This window comes from Bacillus sp. UNC322MFChir4.1 (genome assembly GCF_000746135.1).
Lineage (GTDB): Bacteria > Bacillota > Bacilli > Bacillales > Bacillaceae_G > Bacillus_A.
In genome coordinates, this window is record NZ_JQKQ01000014.1 from 157,048 (window position 1) to 178,086 (window position 21,039).

The following is a 21,039-nucleotide window of genomic DNA, read 5'->3' on the forward strand; positions in this document are numbered from 1 at the left end:
TATAATCTCCCCTTTTCTTCGAAATTTCTCCCTAGCCCTATATTTTGTCTCAATAAAATGTGTGTTTCACCGTTCAAGAAAGTGAATGAGCACCCGTTCACCTCTTGAACATGTGAAATACACTATGGCACAATCATTACCATTTTTACATCTATCTATCGCTCCATGCCTTGTAGCACGGACGTGAGTTTCTCCCCGAACCCCCACGCCACAAACGATACATAGTGAGGAAATATAATTTCGGAGAGCTTATCTATAAAAATAACATAAAATAATATTAACAAAATTATTTCATCTTATTTTTATTTTATCTGGTGTAGGTCTATGCTGTTATGTAACTCGAAGAAGTGCCTTAAATCCATTATAAACAATTATCTGACTTTTGTGAATGGATAGAATTCGAAAAATTTATATTACAATAAATTTTTTTATTTAAACAACTGTATAATGTTCATCACAGCGTATGCAATTCCCGCTCCAATTAACGGTCCTACCGCAACTCCATTAAATAACGCTACCGCCAAAATTGTTCCAAAAACAAGCGCAGTCGTAATGTGCGGATCATGTGCTAAAAGCTGCACACCACCTTTTGCAATAAGCGCCACAGCAATACCTGAAGCGAGAGCAATCCATGCATAATAAGATTTTGTCGCCTCAACAAGCTGCCTAAATCCAATTTCTCCTGTTGCAATCGGGACAAGAACCGCAATTGTGATAACGGTAACCCCAAGATTAATTCCTTTCGTTTGCAAATAAGGGAAAACTTTATCTCCTAAAAACGTCCACTTTAGCAAAAATAAAACACCAACCGCTACTGTTAAAGATTGATTTTTCGCGATAAGTCCAACAATAAGAAGTATGAATAAAAATAAAGTTGACTGACTAATCATGATGTCACATCCTTTCTGAAAATAATGAAGAGATCTCAAATGTACCCCTTTTCTAAAATAAAAAGAGGAATTCACTCTTCAAATAGAGAATCGTTTCCACTTACACCAAAAGTGATCGCTTTCCTTTTCTTTCTTATAAGAAAAAGGTAAAATAAGAAAGAAAAAACCTATATTACATCATACCATTTACAAAAGTGGCATGAAAGCATCTCATTATTTGATATATATTTTCAAGTGAATGATTACACAAGCTTCGCTCATACGTAACATTTTCATGGAGGAGGGGAAACACCTTTGAATCGAAATTCACTCTACATAGCACTTCGACTTCTCTTTGTTATTGCAGCAACTATATTTGGAGTTTGCGCGCTGTTGTATACAGCAGGTCTTGTCTACCCATTTATTATCGCTTTTGCAATTGCGTATTTGATCAATCCAGTTGTAAACTTTCTTGATCAAAAACTACGATTTCCTCGTGCTTTGTCCGTATTTATTAGCCTCATCCTTGTGTTTGGCGCCATCGTTGGGCTCGTTACGTATCTTGTAACAGAAGCGATTTCCGCAACAACATATTTGTTACAAATCGTACCAGAGAAATTCCCATCTCTAGTTCAATATTTACAGGAATTTGCTCTTACCAATATTATGCCACTCTACAACGATTTGATCGCTAAATTTAACCATCTCGGCGCAACACAACAAAGTACGATTACAACAAACATTCAAAATCTCGGCACAGAAGCAACGCAGCAAATGAAATCTATTTTGACAGCCATTATAAGCGGATTAACAAACTTCATTAGCGCTCTCCCAACCACCTTAACCGTTCTCGTATTCGTTTTGTTGGCTACATTCTTTATTAGTTATGACTGGCACCGCCTTGCCCGTAAAATAGAAAAGTTATTACCGAATCGATTACACGGTTATGGAAAAACAATTTTTGTGGATTTACGAAAAGCTTTGTTTGGCTTTGTAAAAGCACAATTTACACTTATATCTATGACGACCATTATCGTTCTAATCGGGCTATTAATTTTGCGTGTACCATATGCAATTACGATTGCCCTTGTTACAGGATTTGTTGATTTACTTCCATATTTAGGAACAGGAGCTGTTTTCGTTCCATGGATTATTTATGTATTCATTACAGGAGATACCGCCTTTGCACTTGGTTTACTTATTTTATATATCGTTGTCATTGTACAGCGGCAATTAATGGAGCCAAAGGTATTATCATCTAACATTGGGCTTGATCCACTACCAACATTATTTTCTTTATTTATCGGATTTAAACTATTTGGTTTTTTAGGATTAATTATTGGTCCTGTAACGCTCGTTTTATTAAATACATTGCATAAAGCAAATGTATTTAAAGACCTTTGGAAATTTATAAAAGGATAAAGTGAAACTTTAATCAGTGGGGTTTTCTTCATCCCCCCACTGATTATCAGCCATCACCAATCGGGCTTTGATGGGCAGTTTATCTCCCACCTAACTTCTTAAGAAAAGCGGAAGCGGCTCGCTCAGAATCTTCGGTCGTTTCGCCGAATTTTGAGGGGGGGAGTATTACTGCCGGTTAACACGGGATAAAGAAAAACATCGCTTCACTAATAAAAACCACTTAAAACAAGGAGAATCCCCTCCTTGTTTTTTTATTTATAAAAATGAATAAAAATACTATACTTTTCTCCATCTTTCTACAAATGAATAAATATACATCTGTTTTTCCGACAAAAAATAACGCTTGAAGAGTTTTTCTCCTTCAAGCGTTATTTTTGTACGATAATTGTATTGTTTCGATTTATTTTTCGTTCCATCCATTTGATTATCATATATTTCACCGGTTTTCTCGCTGCCGGAATCAATAAAACGATTCCAACACAATCTGTTATATAGCCAGGAACCATTAAAAGTATACCACCAACAAATATACAAATCGCATCCAATACCGCATCGCCTGGAAGTTCCCCTCTACTGAGTCGATATTGAATATCTCTCCATACCGCTAACCCTTGACGCTTTGCTATATACGCTCCAACGATACCCGTTAGCACAATCACACAAAACGTCGGCAATAACCCAATCCACCGGCCCGATCCGATCAGCATCGTAATTTCTAACGCCGGAATTAAAATAAACAAAAAAAGAAACACTTTCATTCCTATCACCTCTTTTTCTATATAAATCGCTGCTATGCAAAACACAACATGACCCGCTCTCGCTTCTTCCCTTTGTTTTAAACTTCTCATGTTGCAGAAATAGGCCCTGACCACTTCTACGCATGGCCAGTTACTCTTGCCCACCTAAAAAGAAAAAGCTTTTCATGTCATTTTCATTTTTACAAATCTTCAAATTTTGTAAAAAAAAGAGAAGGATTCATATCCTTCTCCACATATTATTACTTATAGCACTTCCGCATGTCCATTATATACAATTCCACGCGCCGCATCAACTGTTACTTCTTGGCCACTTTTTAGCGTAGCAGTTGCAGTTGTTACACCAACGATAACTGGAATACCAATTGATACGCCAACAACCGCTGCATGGCTTGTTAAACCGCCTTCTTCTACAACAAGTGCTGCTGCTTTTTCAATCGCAGGAATCATATCTTTATCAGTGCTTACTGTAACAAGAACAGAACCTTCTGTTACGTTCGCTAATGCTTCCTCAGCTGTTTTCGCTACAACAACTTTACCTTTTGCTGATTTACGACCAATCCCTTGTCCTTTAGCGATTTGTTCGCCAACAACATGAATTTTCATTAAGTTTGTTGTACCAGTTTCAGCAAGCGGTACACCAGCAGTGATTACAACTGTTTCACCAAGACCGATCATGTCTGCATCCATAGCTGTTTGAATCGCTGTTTCTAACATTTCATCCGTAGATTTTGCTTTTTCTTCTGCCATAAACGCTTGTACACCCCAAGATAGCGCAAGACGACGACGTACTTGTTCATTAGATGTTACAGCTACAATTGGAGATTTCGGACGATATTTAGAAATCATTTTTGCAGTATAACCACTTTCTGTAGGAGCTACAATTGCCGCTACATCAAGCGCAAGAGCTGTATGTGCAACAGATTGGCTAATTGCATCTGTAATTGTGTAAGATTGCTCTTTAAGACGTTTTTGGAACATATCTTCATATTGCAATGATTTTTCAACACGAAGTGCAATATTTGCCATCATTTTTACTGCTTCAACTGGGTATAAGCCTGCTGCTGTTTCACCAGAAAGCATAATTGCATCTGTACCATCGAAAATAGCGTTCGCTACGTCACTTGCTTCTGCGCGCGTCGGACGAGGGTTACGTTGCATAGAATCTAACATTTGTGTTGCAGTAATAACTGGCTTTCCTAGTACGTTACATTTTTTAATTAGACGCTTTTGTACTAACGGTACTTCTTCTGGTGGAATTTCTACACCCATATCACCGCGCGCTACCATTAAACCGTCAGAAACTTCTAGGATAGAGTCGATATTATCGATACCTTCTTGGTTCTCGATTTTTGGAATAATTTGAATGTATCCTGCACCGTGTGCTTCTAATAGCTCACGAATTTCTAATACGTCAGATGCTTTACGTACGAAAGAAGCTGCAATGAAGTCAACACCTTGCTCGATACCGAAGACGATGTCTTGAATATCTTTTTCTGTAATACCAGGAAGCTTAATGCTTACGTTCGGTACGTTTACACCTTTTTTATTTTTTACCATACCGCTGTTTAATACTTTTGTGCGGATATCACCGTTTGCTTTTTCAATTACCTCTAACTCGATAAGACCGTCATCAATTAGAATACGAGAACCTGGGTCTACATCGTCATAAAGTCCTGCGTAAGTTACAGAAAACTTTTCAGCAGTTCCTAACACTTGCTCTGTAGAAATAACAACTTCTTCACCTGTTTTTAGTTCAGCTTGTCCGTCTACAAAGTCATGCGTACGAATTTCTGGACCTTTTGTATCAAGTAAGATTGCTACAGTTTTACCTGTTTTCTTTGCAGCCTCACGAATCGTTTTAATGCGTAATCCATGCTCCTCATGACTACCGTGAGAGAAGTTTAAACGACAAACGTTCATACCTGCTCCGATTAATTCTTCTAACTTCTCAATACTTTCACTAGCGGGACCAATTGTACATACAATTTTAGTTTTGCGCATACCGCACCTCCAAAGATTTATGAAAACGTTACCATTCACTTAATATTACACCAATTAAATAGATAATTCTTTTGATAACTGATACATCTCTGCATCAATTTCATGTTTTTTCGATAATGCTTCGATAATATCATGGTCAACAAGTTGGTTATTTTGAATACCTACGCAGCGACCACCTTTTTCTTCTAATAAAAGCTCAACTGCTCTTGCACCAAGACGGCTCGCTAGTACACGGTCCATCGCACTTGGAGATCCTCCGCGTTGTACGTGACCTAATACTGTTACGCGTGTATCAAAACTAGTCGCTTCTTCGATTTGTTTACCGATTTCAATCGCGCTGCCAACACCTTCAGCTACAACGATAATACTATGTTTCTTTCCGCGCTCACTACCGCGTTTTAGACGAGCGATTACATCATCCATATCATAATCTTCTTCTGGAATTAAAATTGTTTCTGCACCGTCTGCTAAACCAGCCCATAATGCGATGTCGCCTGCATGACGACCCATTACCTCAATTACATATGTACGTTCATGGGATGTAGCTGTATCACGAATTTTATCAATTGCATCGATAACAGTATTTAAAGCTGTATCAAATCCAATTGTGAAATCCGTACCAGGAATATCATTATCGATTGTGCCAGGCACACCAACACATGGGAAACCGTGCTCTGTTAACTTTTTCGCACCTTGGTAAGAACCATCTCCGCCGATAACAACAAGTCCTTCAATACCAAATTTCTTTAATTGCTCAATTCCTTTTAATTGTCCTTCTAATTCTTTAAACTCAGGACATCTTGCTGTATATAATTTTGTCCCGCCGCGATGAATAATATCGCCTACAGAACCTAATTCTAGTTTCTCAATATGACCAGAAATTAATCCTGCGTATCCGTGATAGATACCATACACTTCTAGATCATGATATATCGCTTTACGAACAACCGCACGAATAGCAGCGTTCATTCCAGGTGAATCTCCACCACTTGTCAAAACACCAATACGTTTCATTAGTACTCACCTCATAAAGATTATTTGCCTTATAATAAAATAACATGAAAAAACATAGAATTACAATGGAGAAGATGTGTCTTTTCATAAGAAAAACGTGCATTCGCGATATGGAACGCACGCTTTTTCTATTTTACCCCAATGGAAGCGTTTGAAAACGAAACTTGCCCAATTTTCATAAATTTTTTATAGCGATTTTCAACTAGTTGGTCTTTCGAAACGCCTTCTAATTGTTGGAATGTTTTCTGCAATGTTCGATTCATATATTCCGCTTGCTTCACTACGTCACGATGTGCACCGCCGCGAGCTTCTGGGATAATTTCATCAATGACACCTAATTCTTTCAAATTAGCCGCTGTAATTTTCATCGTTTCTGCAGCTTCTTTTGATTTCGTGGCATCTTTCCAAAGAATTGTCGCTGCTCCTTCAGGCGAAATAACCGAATATGTGGAGTTTTCTAGCATGTGTACATAATTACCTACACCAAGACCTAATGCACCGCCACTTCCACCTTCACCGATTACAATACAAATAACAGGTACAGTCAGTCCAGCCATTTCAAATAAATTGCGTGCAATTGCTTCACTTTGTCCACGCTCTTCAGCTGCCTTTCCTGGATATGCACCTTTTGTATCAACGAAACAGATGATTGGGCGATTAAATTTTTCAGCTTGTTTCATAAGGCGCAACGCTTTACGATACCCCTCTGGATGAGGCATCCCGAAATTACGGCGAATATTTTCTTTCGTATCTTTCCCGCGTTGATGACCAATTACTGTAACAGGCATCCCATTATATTTTGCAATCCCGCCAACAATCGCTGCATCATCACCAAATAAGCGATCACCATGACATTCAAAAAAGTCAGTAAATAGGTGCTGGATGTAATCCAGTGTTGTCGGTCTTTCAGCATGACGAGCAATTTGAACACGGTCCCATACTTTCATGTTTCCGTATATTTCTTCTTCTAAATGCTCTAATTTGCCTTCTAAGATATGAATTTCTTCACTGAAATCCACCTGGCTGTTTTGCGTATATTCTTTTAACTCGCTAATTTTATTTCTTAACTCAACAACTGGTTTTTCAAATTCTAATTCTGCCATGACGCCACTTCCTCCCCTTGATGAACTTCTAAAATCTTGCGGAGCGTGTCTCTCATATCATTGCGATGCACAACTGCATCTAATTGTCCGTGATCTAATAAAAACTCTGCCGTTTGGAAATCCTCTGGCAATTCCTCACGAACCGTCTGTTCAATTACACGACGACCAGCAAACCCAATTAATGCACCAGGTTCTGCTAAATTGTAATCACCAAGTGAAGCAAAGCTTGCAGAAACCCCGCCCGTCGTTGGATGCGTCATAATCGAAATGAATAAACCACCTGCATTGCTATGTTTTTTCAAAGCTATACTTGTTTTCGCCATTTGCATTAAGCTTAAAATACCCTCTTGCATACGAGCTCCGCCTGATGCAGTAAAAATAAGAAACGGCGCTTTCATTTCATATGCTTTTTCAACAGCACGCGCAATTTTTTCACCTACAACAGAGCCCATGCTTCCCATTCGAAACCTTGAATCCATAACCGCAACAACAACCAGCATATCTTCGATTGTTCCTTCTCCTGTCACAACCGCTTCATTTAATCCGGTTTTTTTACGATCACTCTCGAGTTTCTCCTCATAGCCAGGGAATTGAAGCGGGTTCGCCGAAATCATTTCTTTGTCATATTCACGAAATGAATTTTCATCTAGCAAACTTTCAAGGCGCTCCCATGCATTCATCGGGTGATGATAGCCACAGTTCACACAGACTTTTAAATTTTTCAGAAGTTCTTTCGTATACATGATTTTTTTACATTTCGGACATTTTGTCATGACACCGTCCGGTACATCTTTTCGTACCTGCTCTGAAGGAATTGCAGCATACTTTTTCTTCTTTAGGAATAAATCTCGTAGCAAAGTTTGACCCTCCTTTAGGTGATAAAAGAGCTAAGGTTAACGAGTAAGAAAATGGGGCTAACACCTAAATCAATTGGTGTTAGCCTTATTTTCTCAATTTGCCTTATAACCCGTCTCTTTACGTTTAACTTTAAACGTTATCTTGTAGAATTTGTGTCAGAACGTGTCATGGTTATTTCGACAAATTTTGTATAAAGTAAACTCTTGCTTATTCATACATGTATAAGCAAGGTAGATCTACAAATGAAACTGTATATTTTCCATTATTGCATCATAAAACTCTAATGCTGTTTGTTCTTGTTTATTCTGTAATGCTATATATAGCTTTTCATGTAACTCTCGCGCGTTTAAATGAACATCATAAGAAAGCGTCGAAGCGTAGTCATGTACAATCATCCAAACACGATACATTAAATAATTATCAACTTGTTCTACAAGCGTTTTTAAAAAGATTTGATGAAATACCGAGATAGATGATTGTTCATCAGAAAAAATGTTTTGAAGCGCCTCTAAGTTGTTTTCCGCCTCTTTCTGGCATAAAACACGAATCGCATCTTTTTCAAGCAATTCTTTCACTTGTAACAAATCCTGCCGTGTCTTTTCATCTTGTAATACGAACGGTGCAATTAATTGCACCAAGCCGTTTTCATAAAAGTTTCGAATGAACGTTCCTTCACCGCGCCGCGTTTCAATTAGGCCTACTAGTTCTAACGATCTGAGCGCTTCACGAACAGAGGAGCGCCCGACATTTAAACGTGCACTTAGCTCACGTTCAGATGGAAGGCGGTCGCCCGCCTTTAGTCCATCCTCTTGTATGATCAAACGGATTTTTTTCACTATTTCTAGATATACTTTTGTTTGTGATGATGTCAATGAGCATTCCTCGCTTATTCTTTGCCGATAATCGCTAGATTTCTCGTTCTTTCAGCCACTTCTTGTGGATCAACTTGACGGCGAGCAACACCTGTTTCCATAGCCGCCTTTGCAACATACGCTGCTACTTGCGGTGCTACGCGTACATCGAACGGAGCTGGAATAATATAATCAGCACTTAACTCTTCTTCCGATACAAGTTCAGCAATAGCTTTTACTGCTGCAACTTTCATTTCTTCGTTAATTTGCGTTGCATGTACATCAAGAGCACCGCGGAAAATACCCGGGAAAGCTAACACGTTGTTTACTTGGTTTGGGAAATCTGAACGCCCCGTACCTACAACTGCCGCTCCAGCTGCTTTTGCCATGTCTGGCATAATTTCTGGATTTGGATTCGCCATCGCAAAGATAATTGCATCTTCGTTCATAGTACGGACCATTTCTTGTGTTAATGCGCCTTCTGCAGATACACCGATGAACACATCTGCATCTTGAATCACTTCTGCTAATGAACCTTCTACACGATTTTTATTCGTATATTTTGCAACTTCATTTTTCACAGGATTCATACCGACAGATCGTCCTTCAAAAATCGCACCTTTCGTATCGCACATAATAATGTCGCGTACACCGTAGCGATATAAAAGTTTAATAATTGCAATACCCGCTGCCCCAGCACCGTTTGCAACAACTTTAATATCAGACATTTTCTTTCCAACTAGCTTTAATGCATTCACAAGACCTGCTACTGTTACAATTGCTGTTCCGTGCTGATCATCGTGGAATACAGGAATATTTGTTTCTTTTTTCAAACGCTCTTCAATAATAAAGCAGTTTGGTGCTGCAATATCTTCTAAGTTTACGCCACCAAAAGTTGGCTCCATTAATTTTACAGTTTCAACAATTTTATCTACATCATTTGTATTTAAAGCAATTGGAAATGCATCTACGCCAGCAAAGCTCTTAAATAATACAGCTTTACCTTCCATAACAGGAAGTGATGCTTCCGGTCCAATATTTCCAAGACCTAATACAGCCGTTCCATCTGTTACAACTGCTACCATATTGCCCTTCATTGTATATTCGTATACCTTGCTCTTATCGTCATAAATAACTTTACATGGTTCTGCAACCCCTGGAGAATACGCAAGACTTAAATCCTTTGCATTTTCTACCTTTACTTTTGATACTGTTTCTAGTTTTCCTTGATGCACTCTATGCATGTGAAGTGCTTCTTCACGAAGTGTTGACAAACGATCCACTCTCCTCATATTTTCTTGCTGCATAATGTTAATTCATTCTCCAAGGTGGTCTGACCACGAACGCTATTACTACTATAATCGAAATGGTAGGAAATTGTCCATTATATTTTTACAACGATATTTTCCTTACCGACTATCTCATAAAGCGCTTGTAAACATTCTTCACTTGGATGAATGGATAAGCTACGTGATAATTGTACCATCTTATGCTCTTTTTCATAATAAATTAGTACTTTCGCAAAACCTGAATAGTTAAACAATATTTTTGTGACATTGTTTAACAGTCTTTTCTCATACTGTGATGGGATTTTCACGTAAATAGAAGCGTCTTTCATTTCCTCGTAAGTATCCATCGTCTCTAATGGATACAAGCCATTTACAATCCATTGGAGCTTATTGTTTCGCTGTTCAATTTTCCCTTCTATTAAAACAATTGCTCCTTCATGTAATCGCTCTGCAAAATGGATATACGTTTCTGGAAATACAACCCCTTCCATTTCATGATTTTGATCACAAAACGTGATAAACGCCATCTTTTGTAATTTTTTCGTCCGAATCACTTTTATATTTGTCAAATATACAATTGCCCGTTGTACTTTTCTTTGCTGTTTCATCGTCTCTGCAAGTGTCGGGATTTCTAATTCCTTAACAAGCTTTGCGTACTGGGCAGTTGGGTAACTTGTTAAATAATAGCCTAGCGCTTCTTTTTCTTTATTTAACTGTTCTATAAACGTTAGTTCTGCCTCTTGTGCATACTCCGACTTCGGCACAAGCTCCTCACCAATTTCCCGTGCTAAACTCGCGTATTCTAACGCACCTTTAATACTATTACATAAAGCGGAACGCGAAACGTTAAAATCATCAAAACAACCAGCCCAAACCATCGTTTCTAAATTGCGCTCTGTCACAAATTTCGCTGGCATGCGCAAACAAAACGCAAATAAATCTTGAAATGGCTTTTTATTTCTTTCTTCAATTAAAGCATTTACAGTTGCCATCCCTACATTGCGAATCGCAAGTAAACTATACCGAATTGCATTTCCTTCCACTTGAAACTCATAACCGCTCTTATGAAGAGACGGCGGTAAAACACGAAATCCTTTCCGCTTCGTTTCCCTAACATATTGCACAATCTTCTCTTCATTTCCAATTGCGCTTGATAATAATGCCGTCATAAATTGAAGCGGATAATTTGCTTTTAAATACGCAAGCTGATAGCCAATCATACTATAAGCAACTGCATGACTTCGGTTGAATCCATAATTGGCAAATCGAACAATTAAATCATAAATTTTCTGGGCCGTTTCTTCATCATACCCATTTTGCAAGCATCCCTTCACGAAATGCATGCGCTCTTCGTCTAAAATATCACGATTTTTCTTACTTACAGCGCGGCGTAATAAATCAGCCTCACCAAGAGAAAATCCTGCTAAACGGGAAGCAATTTGCATGATTTGTTCTTGATAAACGATAACACCATACGTATTTTCTAAAATCGGTTTCAAATCAGGATGCAAATAATGAATAGCACGTTTCCCATGTTTGGAATCAATAAAAACTGGAATTTGCTCCATCGGTCCCGGGCGATATAATGCGTTAACCGCAACAATATCTTCAAATTCATTCGGTTTTAACGAACGCAGAACATTGCGCATTCCACTTGATTCAAGCTGAAAGATCCCTGTCGTATCCCCTCGTCCAAGGAGTGCAAATGTATTTGTATCTTGAAGAGGCAATTTCCGTAGATCTAAACTTGTCCCCGTTGTCTTCGCAATAAACATGCGAATATTTTCAAGCAATGTTAAATTACGCAGACCAAGAAAATCCATTTTTAACAGACCAAGTTCTTCTAATACTTCTGCTGGATATTGCGTGACGTATACATCATCGTGACCGCCTTGAATGGCAACACTATTTGTAAGCGGAGCTTCACTCATAATTACTCCAGCGGCATGAATCGATGTATGACGCGGCAAACCTTCTACACGCTTTGCAATATCAAATACTCTTTGAAAAACTAGGTTACTTTGTAGGTAACTTTGTAACGATGGCGATTCTGTGTAAGCTTCTTCTAATGTAATCCCGACTTTAGACGGAATATGTTTTGAAAAAATATCAATTTCATTTGGCGGCAGTCCCATTACCCTTGCAATATCACGAATTGCCGCTTTTGCTGCTAGTGTTCCAAACGTTACAATTTGAGCAACGCGCAGTTCTCCGTACTTATTTTTCACATAACGAATCATTTCATCGCGGCGAATATCTGGAAAATCAATATCGATATCAGGAAGTGTAACGCGCTCTGGATTTAAGAACCGTTCAAATAGTAAATTGTATTGAATCGGGTCGATATCCGTAATTTCGAGCACATAAGATACAAGTGACCCAGCTGCCGAACCACGGCCTGGCCCTGTTAAAATACCATGCTCATGAGCGTATTTCATAAAGTCCCATACAATAAGAAAATAATCACTAAATCCCATTCGAGAAATAGTATGCAGTTCATGATTTAAACGCGCTTTATGCACATCATTCACAATTTCATAACGCTTATGCAATCCTTCTTCACAAAGGCGGCGTAAAAATTGATCAGATGATTCATTTGTTGGTACTGGAAACTTCGGCAGTTGATTTGTCTGAAACGGAATTTCTACGTGACAACGCTTAGCAATACTTAATGTGTTTTGAACCGCTTCAGGAATTGAGGCAAATAACGCCTCCATTTCAGATGCTGATTTCATATAGTATTGATCAGTCTGCAAACGCGGTCTTTCTGAATCAGCCATTTTCGTCCCGCTATGAACTGATAATAAACACTCCTGCACAATCGCATCACTTTGTTTTACATAACGAATATCATTTGTCGCCACAATCAAAATATCAAGCTGCTTTGCAAATGGTAGAAGCTCTTCTTGCAGCAACAATTCCTCTTGAACAGCATGGTGCTGCACGCTTATATAAAAGCTGGCAAATATTTGTTTATACATATTTGCTACTTCCGCAGCAGCCTCATGTTTCCCTTGCAATAAAAGTTTTTCAATTTCCCCTTCTTTTCCTGGAGAAATCGCAATTAATCCCCCCGCATAATGCGCAAGCCATTTCTTTGGAATACCCTCTTTTGACTTTGTCATAATGCTGCTAGAAATTTTAAGTAAATTAAGGTAGCCTGTTTCGTTTTCAGCCAGTAAAACAAGCGGATAAGACTGCTCCTCTTCTTCATTCCATATGGAAGCTGTTAAACCGATAATCGGCTGAATCCCCGCTTTTTTACACGCTTTATAAAACGGTATAACACCATACATCACATTTTCATCTGTAATTGCTAATGCCGGAAATCCAAGTTCTTTCGCTTGATGAACAAGCTCATCTATTTTACAAGCACTTTTCAATAAACTATAAACGGTTTGACATTGTAAATGCACAAACTTCACTTTTATACCCTCTCTTTATCTATTTGACTACTTCCTATTATACGTGAAATCAAAACATACTTCCCCTTCTTTGTCCATATACTTGAAAAAGAAAGGAGAATGATGATGGAAGTGAACCAAAGCTTTTTCTCTCTTCTCATTACGAGTTATTTTATTGCTCTTGGTGTTATGATAGGTGGCTCATTAATTGGCGGAGTCGGTGCTTTTTTAGTAGGAAAACCACCGCTCACAATGATTACGCAATTTGCAGTGAATTTGCGAATTTGGGCTCTCGTCGCTGCCATTGGCGGAACTTTCGATACATTTTATAGCTTTGAACGCAGCTTTTTTGGAGGAGATACAAAAGATATTGTGAAACAAATTCTCCTTATTTTTTTTGCTACAGGCGGTATGCAAACAGGATTCACGATTATTAAATGGATTACACAAGAGCACATATGAAAGTCCCAAGCTCGCTCTCTAATCGCTGGAAATTATTTTTAGGCGGTGCGGCTGTTGGTGGTATTTTAAGCTGGATTATTTTTTTATACATATACGGCGTGTTTCAAGAAGAACAAACTAAAACACTCGAAACACAAGAAGCACAAATAAAAAAACTAACCGAAGATTTACGTGTACTCACGGAAGATCAAAAGAAAGAAAATGAAGAAAATAAAAATATGTTAACCATTCAAGAAATTGAAATTGAAATTGTCGATTACGAGAAATATAATTTAAATTCTCTTACCGTTGAAACTTTAACGACATCAATTCGCGATGATCTCCGTCACTTACTCACCCAAAATATTCGAAGCGTCGCCAATAATAAAGAGCTACTGAAAAAGGCCATTGAAAATAAAGTATATAAATATTATGACCGTGTCTATCGATTTGAAATCGAAACGGTTTCGTTTGACACAACACTTACAATTAGCGTCAAAATAAAACAAGAAAGGTAGAGCCCCTCTACCTTTCTTGTTATTTACACACTTCACGTAAATCTGCAAAAATGCGGTCCGCTTCTTCCCAAGAAAAAGCTTTTGCCCCGGACGCCATCGGATGCCCTCCGCCGTTATATCGCATTGCCAACGTATTAATGACCGGACCTTTTGAACGAAGGCGAACACGAATCACATCTTTTTCCTCTAAAAATAGAACCCACGCTTTTAATCCTTCAATATTTCCAAGAGCTCCAACAACTCCTGAAGCTTGAGACGGAAGCACATCAAACTGCTCTAATACTTCCTTTGTTAGTTTAACGTAAGCTGCACCTTCTTCTGTCATCGTAAAGTTTTGCAAAATGTAACCATTTAAACGTGCAATACGCTCATTTGTTTTATACATTTCATCATATAATGCTGGGAATTCAACGCCCACTCCCACAAGCTCAGATGCATAATGAAGTGTTTTAGCAGATGTGTTTGGGAATAAGAAACGCCCTGTATCACCAACGATACCAGCTAAAATAAGACGTGCTGCTTCTTTTGATAACGTTAATCCTTTATCCTTGCCGTATAAGTAAAATTCATAAATCAGTTCACTTGTAGAACTTGATGTTGTATCTACCCAAACAATATCACCGTACGGATCTTCATTCGGATGATGATCAATTTTAATTAATTGCTTTCCTTTTGTATAACGCTGATCGCAAACACGCTCTTGATTTGCTGTATCACAAACAATGACAAGCGCCTCTTCATACGTAGCATCATCAATTTCATCCATTACGTGTAAGTACGCTAAAGACGGTTCGTTGTATCCTACCATATAAATCTTTTTCTCCGGGAACGACTCTTGCAGCATCGTACCAAGACCGCACTGCGAACCTAATGCATCTGGATCTGGACGAACATGACGATGGATAATAATTGTATCAAATTGCTTAATTGCTCCTAAAATTTTCTCATGCATATATAAAATCTCCTTTTCGGCCAATTTATTCCTATTATAGCTCAAAACACTTCATACAGGGGGAGAATTGAATTACAATAAAGAAAGAACATACAAATAGATGGGGGATTGGGGTCATGCCAGTATTAGTCTTTTGTATTATCGTTACATTTATGTTATATCTCTTCTACAAAACGAAATATTTTCGCACTAACCGTTCGATGGAGAAAGGATGGCTTGCAGGAAAATCAGCAATTGCACTCGGTTTATTTGTTGCCTTATTTGGCGTAAATCAATTTTTCCTAGAAATTTCAACATCCCGTATTATCGTCGGCATTTTATTTGTAATCGTTGGGGGCGCTAGTATCTACAACGGCATTCGCCAATACAAGCATTTCTTACCGCTTGCGATTCAAGAAGCTGAGCAGTTACAAAAATAATGAGGTGAGATGAAATGAACACCTTTCTAAACGATTTTTTCAACCGGATTCAATATGAAAAGCAAGATGTAACTTTTGAAGATATTTGTACGTTACAATTTCAATTTGCGAAACATGTACCATTTGAAAATATGAGTATTATTCAAAATGAAAGCATTGATCTTACCTTTAAAGATTTAAAAAGAAAGATTATAGACAGCCGGCGCGGCGGTGTTTGCTATGAGCTGAATCCTTTATTTTACTACGCTTTAAAAGAACTAGGATTCGACGTTCATTTAATTGGAGGGACTGTTTTTAACAACGAAGAAAAGCGCCTCACCCAAACACACTTTGCAACGATGCTACATCATGACAGGCAGCCATATTTAATCGATGTCGGTTTCGGTTCCCATCATGCTCTGCAACCTCTTCCGTTTACAGGGGAAACAATAACGTCTTCAACAGGTGAATACCGCATTCAAAAGAAAAAAACAACTTTCGGAGAATATGCATTTGAAAAATATCAAAATGGCACTTTAGAAATTGGCTACGACTTCTTCACATCGCCAATTAATGAAACAGCTTTACAGAACGCACAACAAATCATTACCCACCATGAACAATCACCATTCAATAAATCTCCACTTCTTGCAAAGCGAACAGACGATGGTCACATTACGCTAACAGACAAAACGTATACCGTAACAAAAGGGAAGCAGAAATCGAAACAAACGATTGATCTACAGACTTTTCAAGCACTTGCTTTGCGTGAATTTGGCATTGCAGTTAAATAAAAAAGCGTTCATCCTTTCAGCAATATTCGTTGAAAGGATGAACGCTTTTCTTTTGTTATTAACGATGACGCAATTTATATATATAACTCGCAACAAGCGCAGACGGTAAATTAAACAAACTTCCTTGCAAATTGAAATGTGCTTGTTCTTCTTCAAATGACATCTTTTCATATAACTCATTTTGCGTGAGGCCTGTTCTTTTCATTCGTTCTTTCAAACCAGATATATAGGAGTATTGAATTGGAATCATAATGAGGAAGTAAAAAAGTGCAATACTTCCGAAAAAGATACTAGCAAATAACATAAATAAGACCTCCTTTTTCTTCCATTATAACACATAAAATGGAAGATTCAGATATCTATTTATACAAGAAAAGCTGCCCTTTCAGACCGCTCTCCCTTCTTACCGATCAATCAATTGAACCATAAGCAATGCTTTTCCAACAACACTATTTTCGTGATGTACTTCTACTTCAACCTTAGCAAACTTACGTCCAATTTCTAATACTTTCGGATGGACGGATACAATGTTGTCAATTTGAACCGGTTTTACAAAGTAAATGGTTAAGTTTTCAACAATTATGTCACCTTTTTTCAGCGCGCGCAGGACACGATTGGTCGCTTCTGTCACAATTGTTGTGAATACGCCGTACGACAAAGTTCCAATCGAATTTGTCATTTGCGGCGTAACAGAAAAATGATATGAGTGATCTTGTTTTGCTTCTTTCTGATTCACAAATTGATTTGTTACAATATCATCAATCGTTTCTCCAACTTGCGGCTGACGCTGAATCATTTGGAGTGCTTGGAGCACATCTTGACGACTAATAATGCCTTGCAATGTATTACTATCGTCAACAACAGGAAGAAGCTCAATCCCTTCCCACACCATCATACGTGCCGCTGCGGCAACAGACATTTTTCCGTTTACAGTAATCGGCTGTTTTGTCATTACTTTTTCAATTGGTGTGTCTTTTGCTACACCAATCATATCTTTTGATGTTACAATGCCGAGTACTTTATTTGCTTCATCTACAATCGGATAACGTCCATGCATCGTTTCTTCATTATACTTATGCCATTTTTCTACTGTATCATTTGGCTGTAAACATATCGTCTCTTCAATTGGTGTTAAAATATCTTCAACAAGAACAATTTCTTTTTTAATAAGCTGATCATAAATAGCACGGTTAATAAGCGTGGCTACTGTAAATGTATCATAGCTACTCGAAATAATTGGAAGCTTTAACTCATCTGCTAATTTCTTCACATGTTCTTCCGTATCAAATCCACCTGTAATGAGTACAGCTGCTCCTTCTTCAAGTGCTAATTGATGTGCTTGTGTACGGTTTCCGATAATAAGTAAGTTTCCGGCTTCTGTATAGCGCATCATCGCTTCTAGTTTCATTGCTCCAATTACAAATTTATTTAACGTTTTATGTAGACCTTCTCTTCCGCCAAGTACTTGACCATCAACAATATTAACAACTTCCGCAAATGTTAGCTTTTCAATATTTTCTTTCTTCTTTTGTTCAATACGAATTGTCCCGACCCGTTCAATTGTACTTACATATCCTTTATTTTCCGCATCTTTAATCGCACGATACGCCGTTCCTTCACTCACGCCGAGCTCTTTTGCAATTTGGCGCACAGAAATTTTATGCCCAATCGGCAAACTGTTAATATATTCCAAAATTTGATTGTGTTTCGTAGCCAAAAAAATTCACCATACTTTCTTTTCCCTAGATTCTTCATGTGTTGTATTTTTAGTATACTATATTTCCAAAACTGTTACACTGCATGTTCCTATATCTGTACTATTATTTTTTATAACAAATCTATACAAGTTTCTTACAATAATGTAATTTCCTTGTCACCTCATTCGATGGTTCGTTTCATTTCCTTATCGTACAATAAAAACAAGAAATAAGAGAAAAGGGGCGATATGATATGAAAAAAGTTTTAAACATTATCGGAGCGGTATTATTAGCATTTGTGGATGGAAAGAAAGTAGCAATAGCATTAAACGAAACAGAAGAAGTAGGCACATCACAATCTAACAATGATATAACAAATACAACATTTACATTATACCCTTCTCACATTTAAAAACCTTCACTTTGCCGCGCAAAATGAAGGTTTCTTTTTTTACAATTCAATTCCTTCCCCAGCTTCTAATACTTTTCCTACACCGCTCGTTAGTTTCTCTACAAATTGATGCGGATCTTGTTGAATGACTGGGGATGTATTATAGTGCATCGGCACAACGATTTTTGCCCCGATCCATTCTGCTGCGAGCGCGGCATCGTCTGGTCCCATTGTAAAGTTATCCCCAATTGGTAAAAATGCTAAATCAATGTTATTAAGAGAACCGATTAACTTCATATCAGAAAATAACGCAGTATCTCCTGCATGATACACTGTTTTTTCCTCGGCGGTAAATAAAATTCCAGCTGGCATTCCTGTGTATGTAATTGTCTGATTTTCTTCATCAATATAACTTGACCCATGAAATGCTTGTGTAAATTTCACTTTTCCAAAATCAAACACATATGAGCCACCGATATGCATCGGATGTGTATTCACGCCCTGCCATCCTAAAAATGTTGCTAGTTCAAACGGCGCCACGACAACCGCATTATGTTTCTTCGCAAGTTCTACTGTATCCCCAACGTGATCACCATGACCATGAGAAAGGATAATCGCATCTACTGTTACGTCTTCTACTTTTAAATCTGTTTTCGGATTTCCTGTAATAAACGGATCAATTAAAATAACCTTTCCATTCGTTTCAATCTTTACGACAGAATGACCGTGATAAGATACTTTCATTCATTTATTCCTCCCTTGTTTATATTCCACCTCTTATTCTACATGATTTCGAAATTCCCTGTCTTTTCAAACATCGATTTGCTTGTCAGAATACTTTCATTCGATGTAAAGTTATACATGTAATCAAAATTTCGGAGGTGCAAATCTATGAATACTAGATTAGAAAAATTAATGCAATGGCTACAAGAAAAAAATACAGAGGCTGCATTCTTAACTTCTACACCGAATGTCTTCTATATGACAAACTTCCACTGTGAACCGCATGAAAGACTACTAGGTCTATTTGTATTTCAAGAAAAAGAACCGATGTTAATTTGTCCAAAAATGGAAGAAGGGCATGCAAGAGGCGCTGGCTGGACTCATGAAATTATTGGATATACAGATACAGACAACCCATGGGATATGATTGCAAAAGCAATTGAAGCACGCGGCATCGATGCAAGTGCAGTCGCAATTGAAAAAGAGCATTTAAACGTAGAGCGCTACGAGCACTTATCACAACTATTCCCAAAAGCAGCTTTCAGATCAGCTGAAGAAAAAGTACGTGAACTTCGCTTAATTAAAGACGAAAAAGAACTGTCGATTTTACGCGAAGCTGCTGCGATGGCTGACTATGCAGTTGAAATTGGGATAAATGCCATTCAAGAGAATCGCAGTGAACTTGAAGTACTTGCAACAATTGAGCATGAATTAAAGAAAAAAGGCATACATAAAATGTCCTTTGACACAATGGTACTAACAGGGGCAAACTCTGCACTTCCGCACGGCGTTCCTGGTGCAAACAAAATAGGGCGCGGTGATTTCGTTCTATTTGACTTAGGTGTTATTATCGACGGTTATTGCTCTGATATTACACGTACAGTTGCATTTGGCGAAATTTCAGACGAACAAAAACATATCTATGAAACTGTATTAAAAGGTCAATTAAACGCTGTTGAATCATGTAAACCAGGCGCAACATTTAGTGAAATCGACCATGCTGCTCGTTCAGTAATCGCAGATGCTGGCTACGGTGACTTATTCCCGCACCGCCTTGGTCATGGACTTGGCATTAGCGTTCACGAATATCCAGACGTAAAAGAAGGTAACAACTCTCCATTACGCGAAGGAATGGTCTTCACAATCGAGCCAGGTATTTACGTACCAAACGTAGGCGGCGTTCGTATTGAAGATGATGTTTACGTTACAAAAGATGGCGTGGAAATTTTAACGAAGTTCCCGAAAGAATTGCAGTTTGTAAAATAAAGTGAAACTTTAATCAGTGGGGGTTTTCTTCATCCCCCACTGATTATCAGCCCTCACCAATCGGGCGCATGCCAGCAGTTTATCTCCCGCCTAACTTCTTAAGAAAAGCGGAAGCGGCTCGCTCAGAATCGCAGGACGCCCACGCCCCTGACAGAGAGGCGCTTTTTACCTCGTCCGAGGGGCGAAACGGCCGGAGATTCTAGCCGCTAGAGCTGGACAATGCTTCCGCTGAATTTTGAGGCGGGAGTATTACTGCCCGCAAATAGCGGGATAAATATACAAAGAGGATG

Annotated in this window: 20 protein-coding genes; 7 read left to right on the forward strand and 13 right to left on the reverse strand. The window is 38.3% G+C overall.

The genetic code is table 11. The features are described 5' to 3' along the window. Nucleotides 1-428: 428 nt before the first annotated feature. Entirely contained in the window at nt 429-890 is a 462-nt protein-coding gene (locus BR72_RS07985; protein ID WP_035431768.1) for a DUF441 domain-containing protein, read from the reverse strand. A 294-nt stretch (nt 891-1,184) separates the two neighbouring features. Here BR72_RS07985 and ytvI point away from each other — a divergent pair, with 294 nt between their 5' ends. Next, entirely contained in the window at nt 1,185-2,291 is a 1,107-nt protein-coding gene (gene ytvI, locus BR72_RS07990) for a sporulation integral membrane protein YtvI (protein WP_035431770.1), read from the forward strand. A gap of 368 nt (nt 2,292-2,659) precedes the next feature. On the opposite strand, the gene BR72_RS07995 is transcribed toward ytvI, so the two are convergent. From BR72_RS07995 to dnaE, 8 genes are all read right to left on the reverse strand, one after another. Next, complete coding sequence (locus BR72_RS07995) at nt 2,660-3,049, reverse strand: FxsA family protein (protein ID WP_035431811.1); 390 nt, start codon at nt 3,047-3,049, stop codon at nt 2,660-2,662. Nucleotides 3,050-3,292: 243 nt separating this feature from the next. After that, a complete protein-coding gene (gene pyk / locus BR72_RS08000) occupies nt 3,293-5,050 on the reverse strand; it encodes a pyruvate kinase (protein WP_035431772.1) in 1,758 nt (585 codons plus the stop codon). 54 nt (nt 5,051-5,104) lie between these two features. Next, complete coding sequence (gene pfkA, locus BR72_RS08005; RefSeq protein ID WP_035431774.1) at nt 5,105-6,064, reverse strand: 6-phosphofructokinase; 960 nt, start codon at nt 6,062-6,064, stop codon at nt 5,105-5,107. A gap of 128 nt (nt 6,065-6,192) precedes the next feature. Beyond that, nucleotides 6,193-7,167: an acetyl-CoA carboxylase carboxyl transferase subunit alpha gene (gene accA, locus BR72_RS08010; protein WP_035431776.1), complete on the reverse strand. Its 975-nt coding sequence runs from the start codon at nt 7,165-7,167 to the stop codon at nt 6,193-6,195. Beyond that, nucleotides 7,155-8,024, reverse strand: a complete 870-nt coding sequence (accD, locus tag BR72_RS08015; RefSeq protein WP_035431778.1) for an acetyl-CoA carboxylase, carboxyltransferase subunit beta — start codon at nt 8,022-8,024, stop codon at nt 7,155-7,157. Before accD ends, accA begins: the two co-directional genes overlap by 13 nt. A 237-nt stretch (nt 8,025-8,261) precedes the next feature. Then, the gene (locus BR72_RS08020; protein WP_035431780.1) at nt 8,262-8,897 is read right to left on the reverse strand and encodes a FadR/GntR family transcriptional regulator; all 636 of its coding nucleotides are present in this window, start codon (nt 8,895-8,897) and stop codon (nt 8,262-8,264) included. A gap of 14 nt (nt 8,898-8,911) precedes the next feature. Beyond that, complete coding sequence (locus tag BR72_RS08025) at nt 8,912-10,168, reverse strand: NADP-dependent malic enzyme (protein WP_177206908.1); 1,257 nt, start codon at nt 10,166-10,168, stop codon at nt 8,912-8,914. 92 nt (nt 10,169-10,260) lie between these two features. Next, complete coding sequence (dnaE, locus tag BR72_RS08030; protein WP_035431784.1) at nt 10,261-13,590, reverse strand: DNA polymerase III subunit alpha; 3,330 nt, start codon at nt 13,588-13,590, stop codon at nt 10,261-10,263. A 99-nt stretch (nt 13,591-13,689) separates the two neighbouring features. On the opposite strand from dnaE, the gene BR72_RS08035 reads away from it, so the two are divergent. Together BR72_RS08035 and ytrI are read left to right on the forward strand one after the other, a co-directional pair. Further along, nucleotides 13,690-14,031, forward strand: coding sequence for a sporulation membrane protein YtrH (locus BR72_RS08035; protein WP_090996582.1), 342 nt, complete (start codon nt 13,690-13,692; stop codon nt 14,029-14,031). After that, nucleotides 14,028-14,528: a sporulation membrane protein YtrI gene (gene ytrI, locus BR72_RS08040; RefSeq protein WP_035431787.1), complete on the forward strand. Its 501-nt coding sequence runs from the start codon at nt 14,028-14,030 to the stop codon at nt 14,526-14,528. The genes BR72_RS08035 and ytrI overlap by 4 nt, the downstream gene beginning before the upstream one ends. 19 nt (nt 14,529-14,547) lie before the next feature. Here ytrI and BR72_RS08045 read toward each other — a convergent pair whose 3' ends face one another. Beyond that, nucleotides 14,548-15,480, reverse strand: coding sequence for a DHH family phosphoesterase (locus BR72_RS08045; RefSeq protein ID WP_035431789.1), 933 nt, complete (start codon nt 15,478-15,480; stop codon nt 14,548-14,550). Between the two features lie 116 nt (nt 15,481-15,596). Between BR72_RS08045 and BR72_RS08050 the strand changes: the two genes are divergently transcribed. Both BR72_RS08050 and BR72_RS08055 read left to right on the forward strand, forming a co-directional pair. Then, a complete protein-coding gene (locus tag BR72_RS08050) occupies nt 15,597-15,899 on the forward strand; it encodes a YtpI family protein (RefSeq protein ID WP_035431790.1) in 303 nt (100 codons plus the stop codon). A gap of 14 nt (nt 15,900-15,913) precedes the next feature. Further along, nucleotides 15,914-16,672: an arylamine N-acetyltransferase family protein gene (locus BR72_RS08055; protein ID WP_035431792.1), complete on the forward strand. Its 759-nt coding sequence runs from the start codon at nt 15,914-15,916 to the stop codon at nt 16,670-16,672. A gap of 58 nt (nt 16,673-16,730) precedes the next feature. On the opposite strand, the gene BR72_RS08060 is transcribed toward BR72_RS08055, so the two are convergent. Further along, nucleotides 16,731-16,976, reverse strand: coding sequence for a DUF3949 domain-containing protein (locus tag BR72_RS08060; protein WP_035431794.1), 246 nt, complete (start codon nt 16,974-16,976; stop codon nt 16,731-16,733). A gap of 99 nt (nt 16,977-17,075) precedes the next feature. Beyond that, nucleotides 17,076-18,389, reverse strand: a complete 1,314-nt coding sequence (locus tag BR72_RS08065; RefSeq protein ID WP_035431796.1) for a CBS domain-containing protein — start codon at nt 18,387-18,389, stop codon at nt 17,076-17,078. 233 nt (nt 18,390-18,622) lie between these two features. Here BR72_RS08065 and BR72_RS26315 point away from each other — a divergent pair, with 233 nt between their 5' ends. Continuing rightward, on the forward strand, nt 18,623-18,781 hold the full coding sequence (locus tag BR72_RS26315; protein WP_156107917.1) for a hypothetical protein: 159 nt from the start codon (nt 18,623-18,625) through the stop codon (nt 18,779-18,781). A 39-nt stretch (nt 18,782-18,820) separates the two neighbouring features. Here the strand turns inward: BR72_RS26315 and BR72_RS08070 are convergent, their stop codons facing one another. Beyond that, nucleotides 18,821-19,504 (reverse strand): metal-dependent hydrolase, encoded by a 684-nt coding sequence (locus BR72_RS08070; RefSeq protein WP_035431797.1) that lies wholly within the window; start codon nt 19,502-19,504, stop codon nt 18,821-18,823. 147 nt (nt 19,505-19,651) lie between these two features. On the opposite strand from BR72_RS08070, the gene pepQ reads away from it, so the two are divergent. Continuing rightward, a complete protein-coding gene (gene pepQ / locus BR72_RS08075; RefSeq protein WP_035431799.1) occupies nt 19,652-20,749 on the forward strand; it encodes a Xaa-Pro dipeptidase in 1,098 nt (365 codons plus the stop codon). Nucleotides 20,750-21,039: the final 290 nt, after the last annotated feature.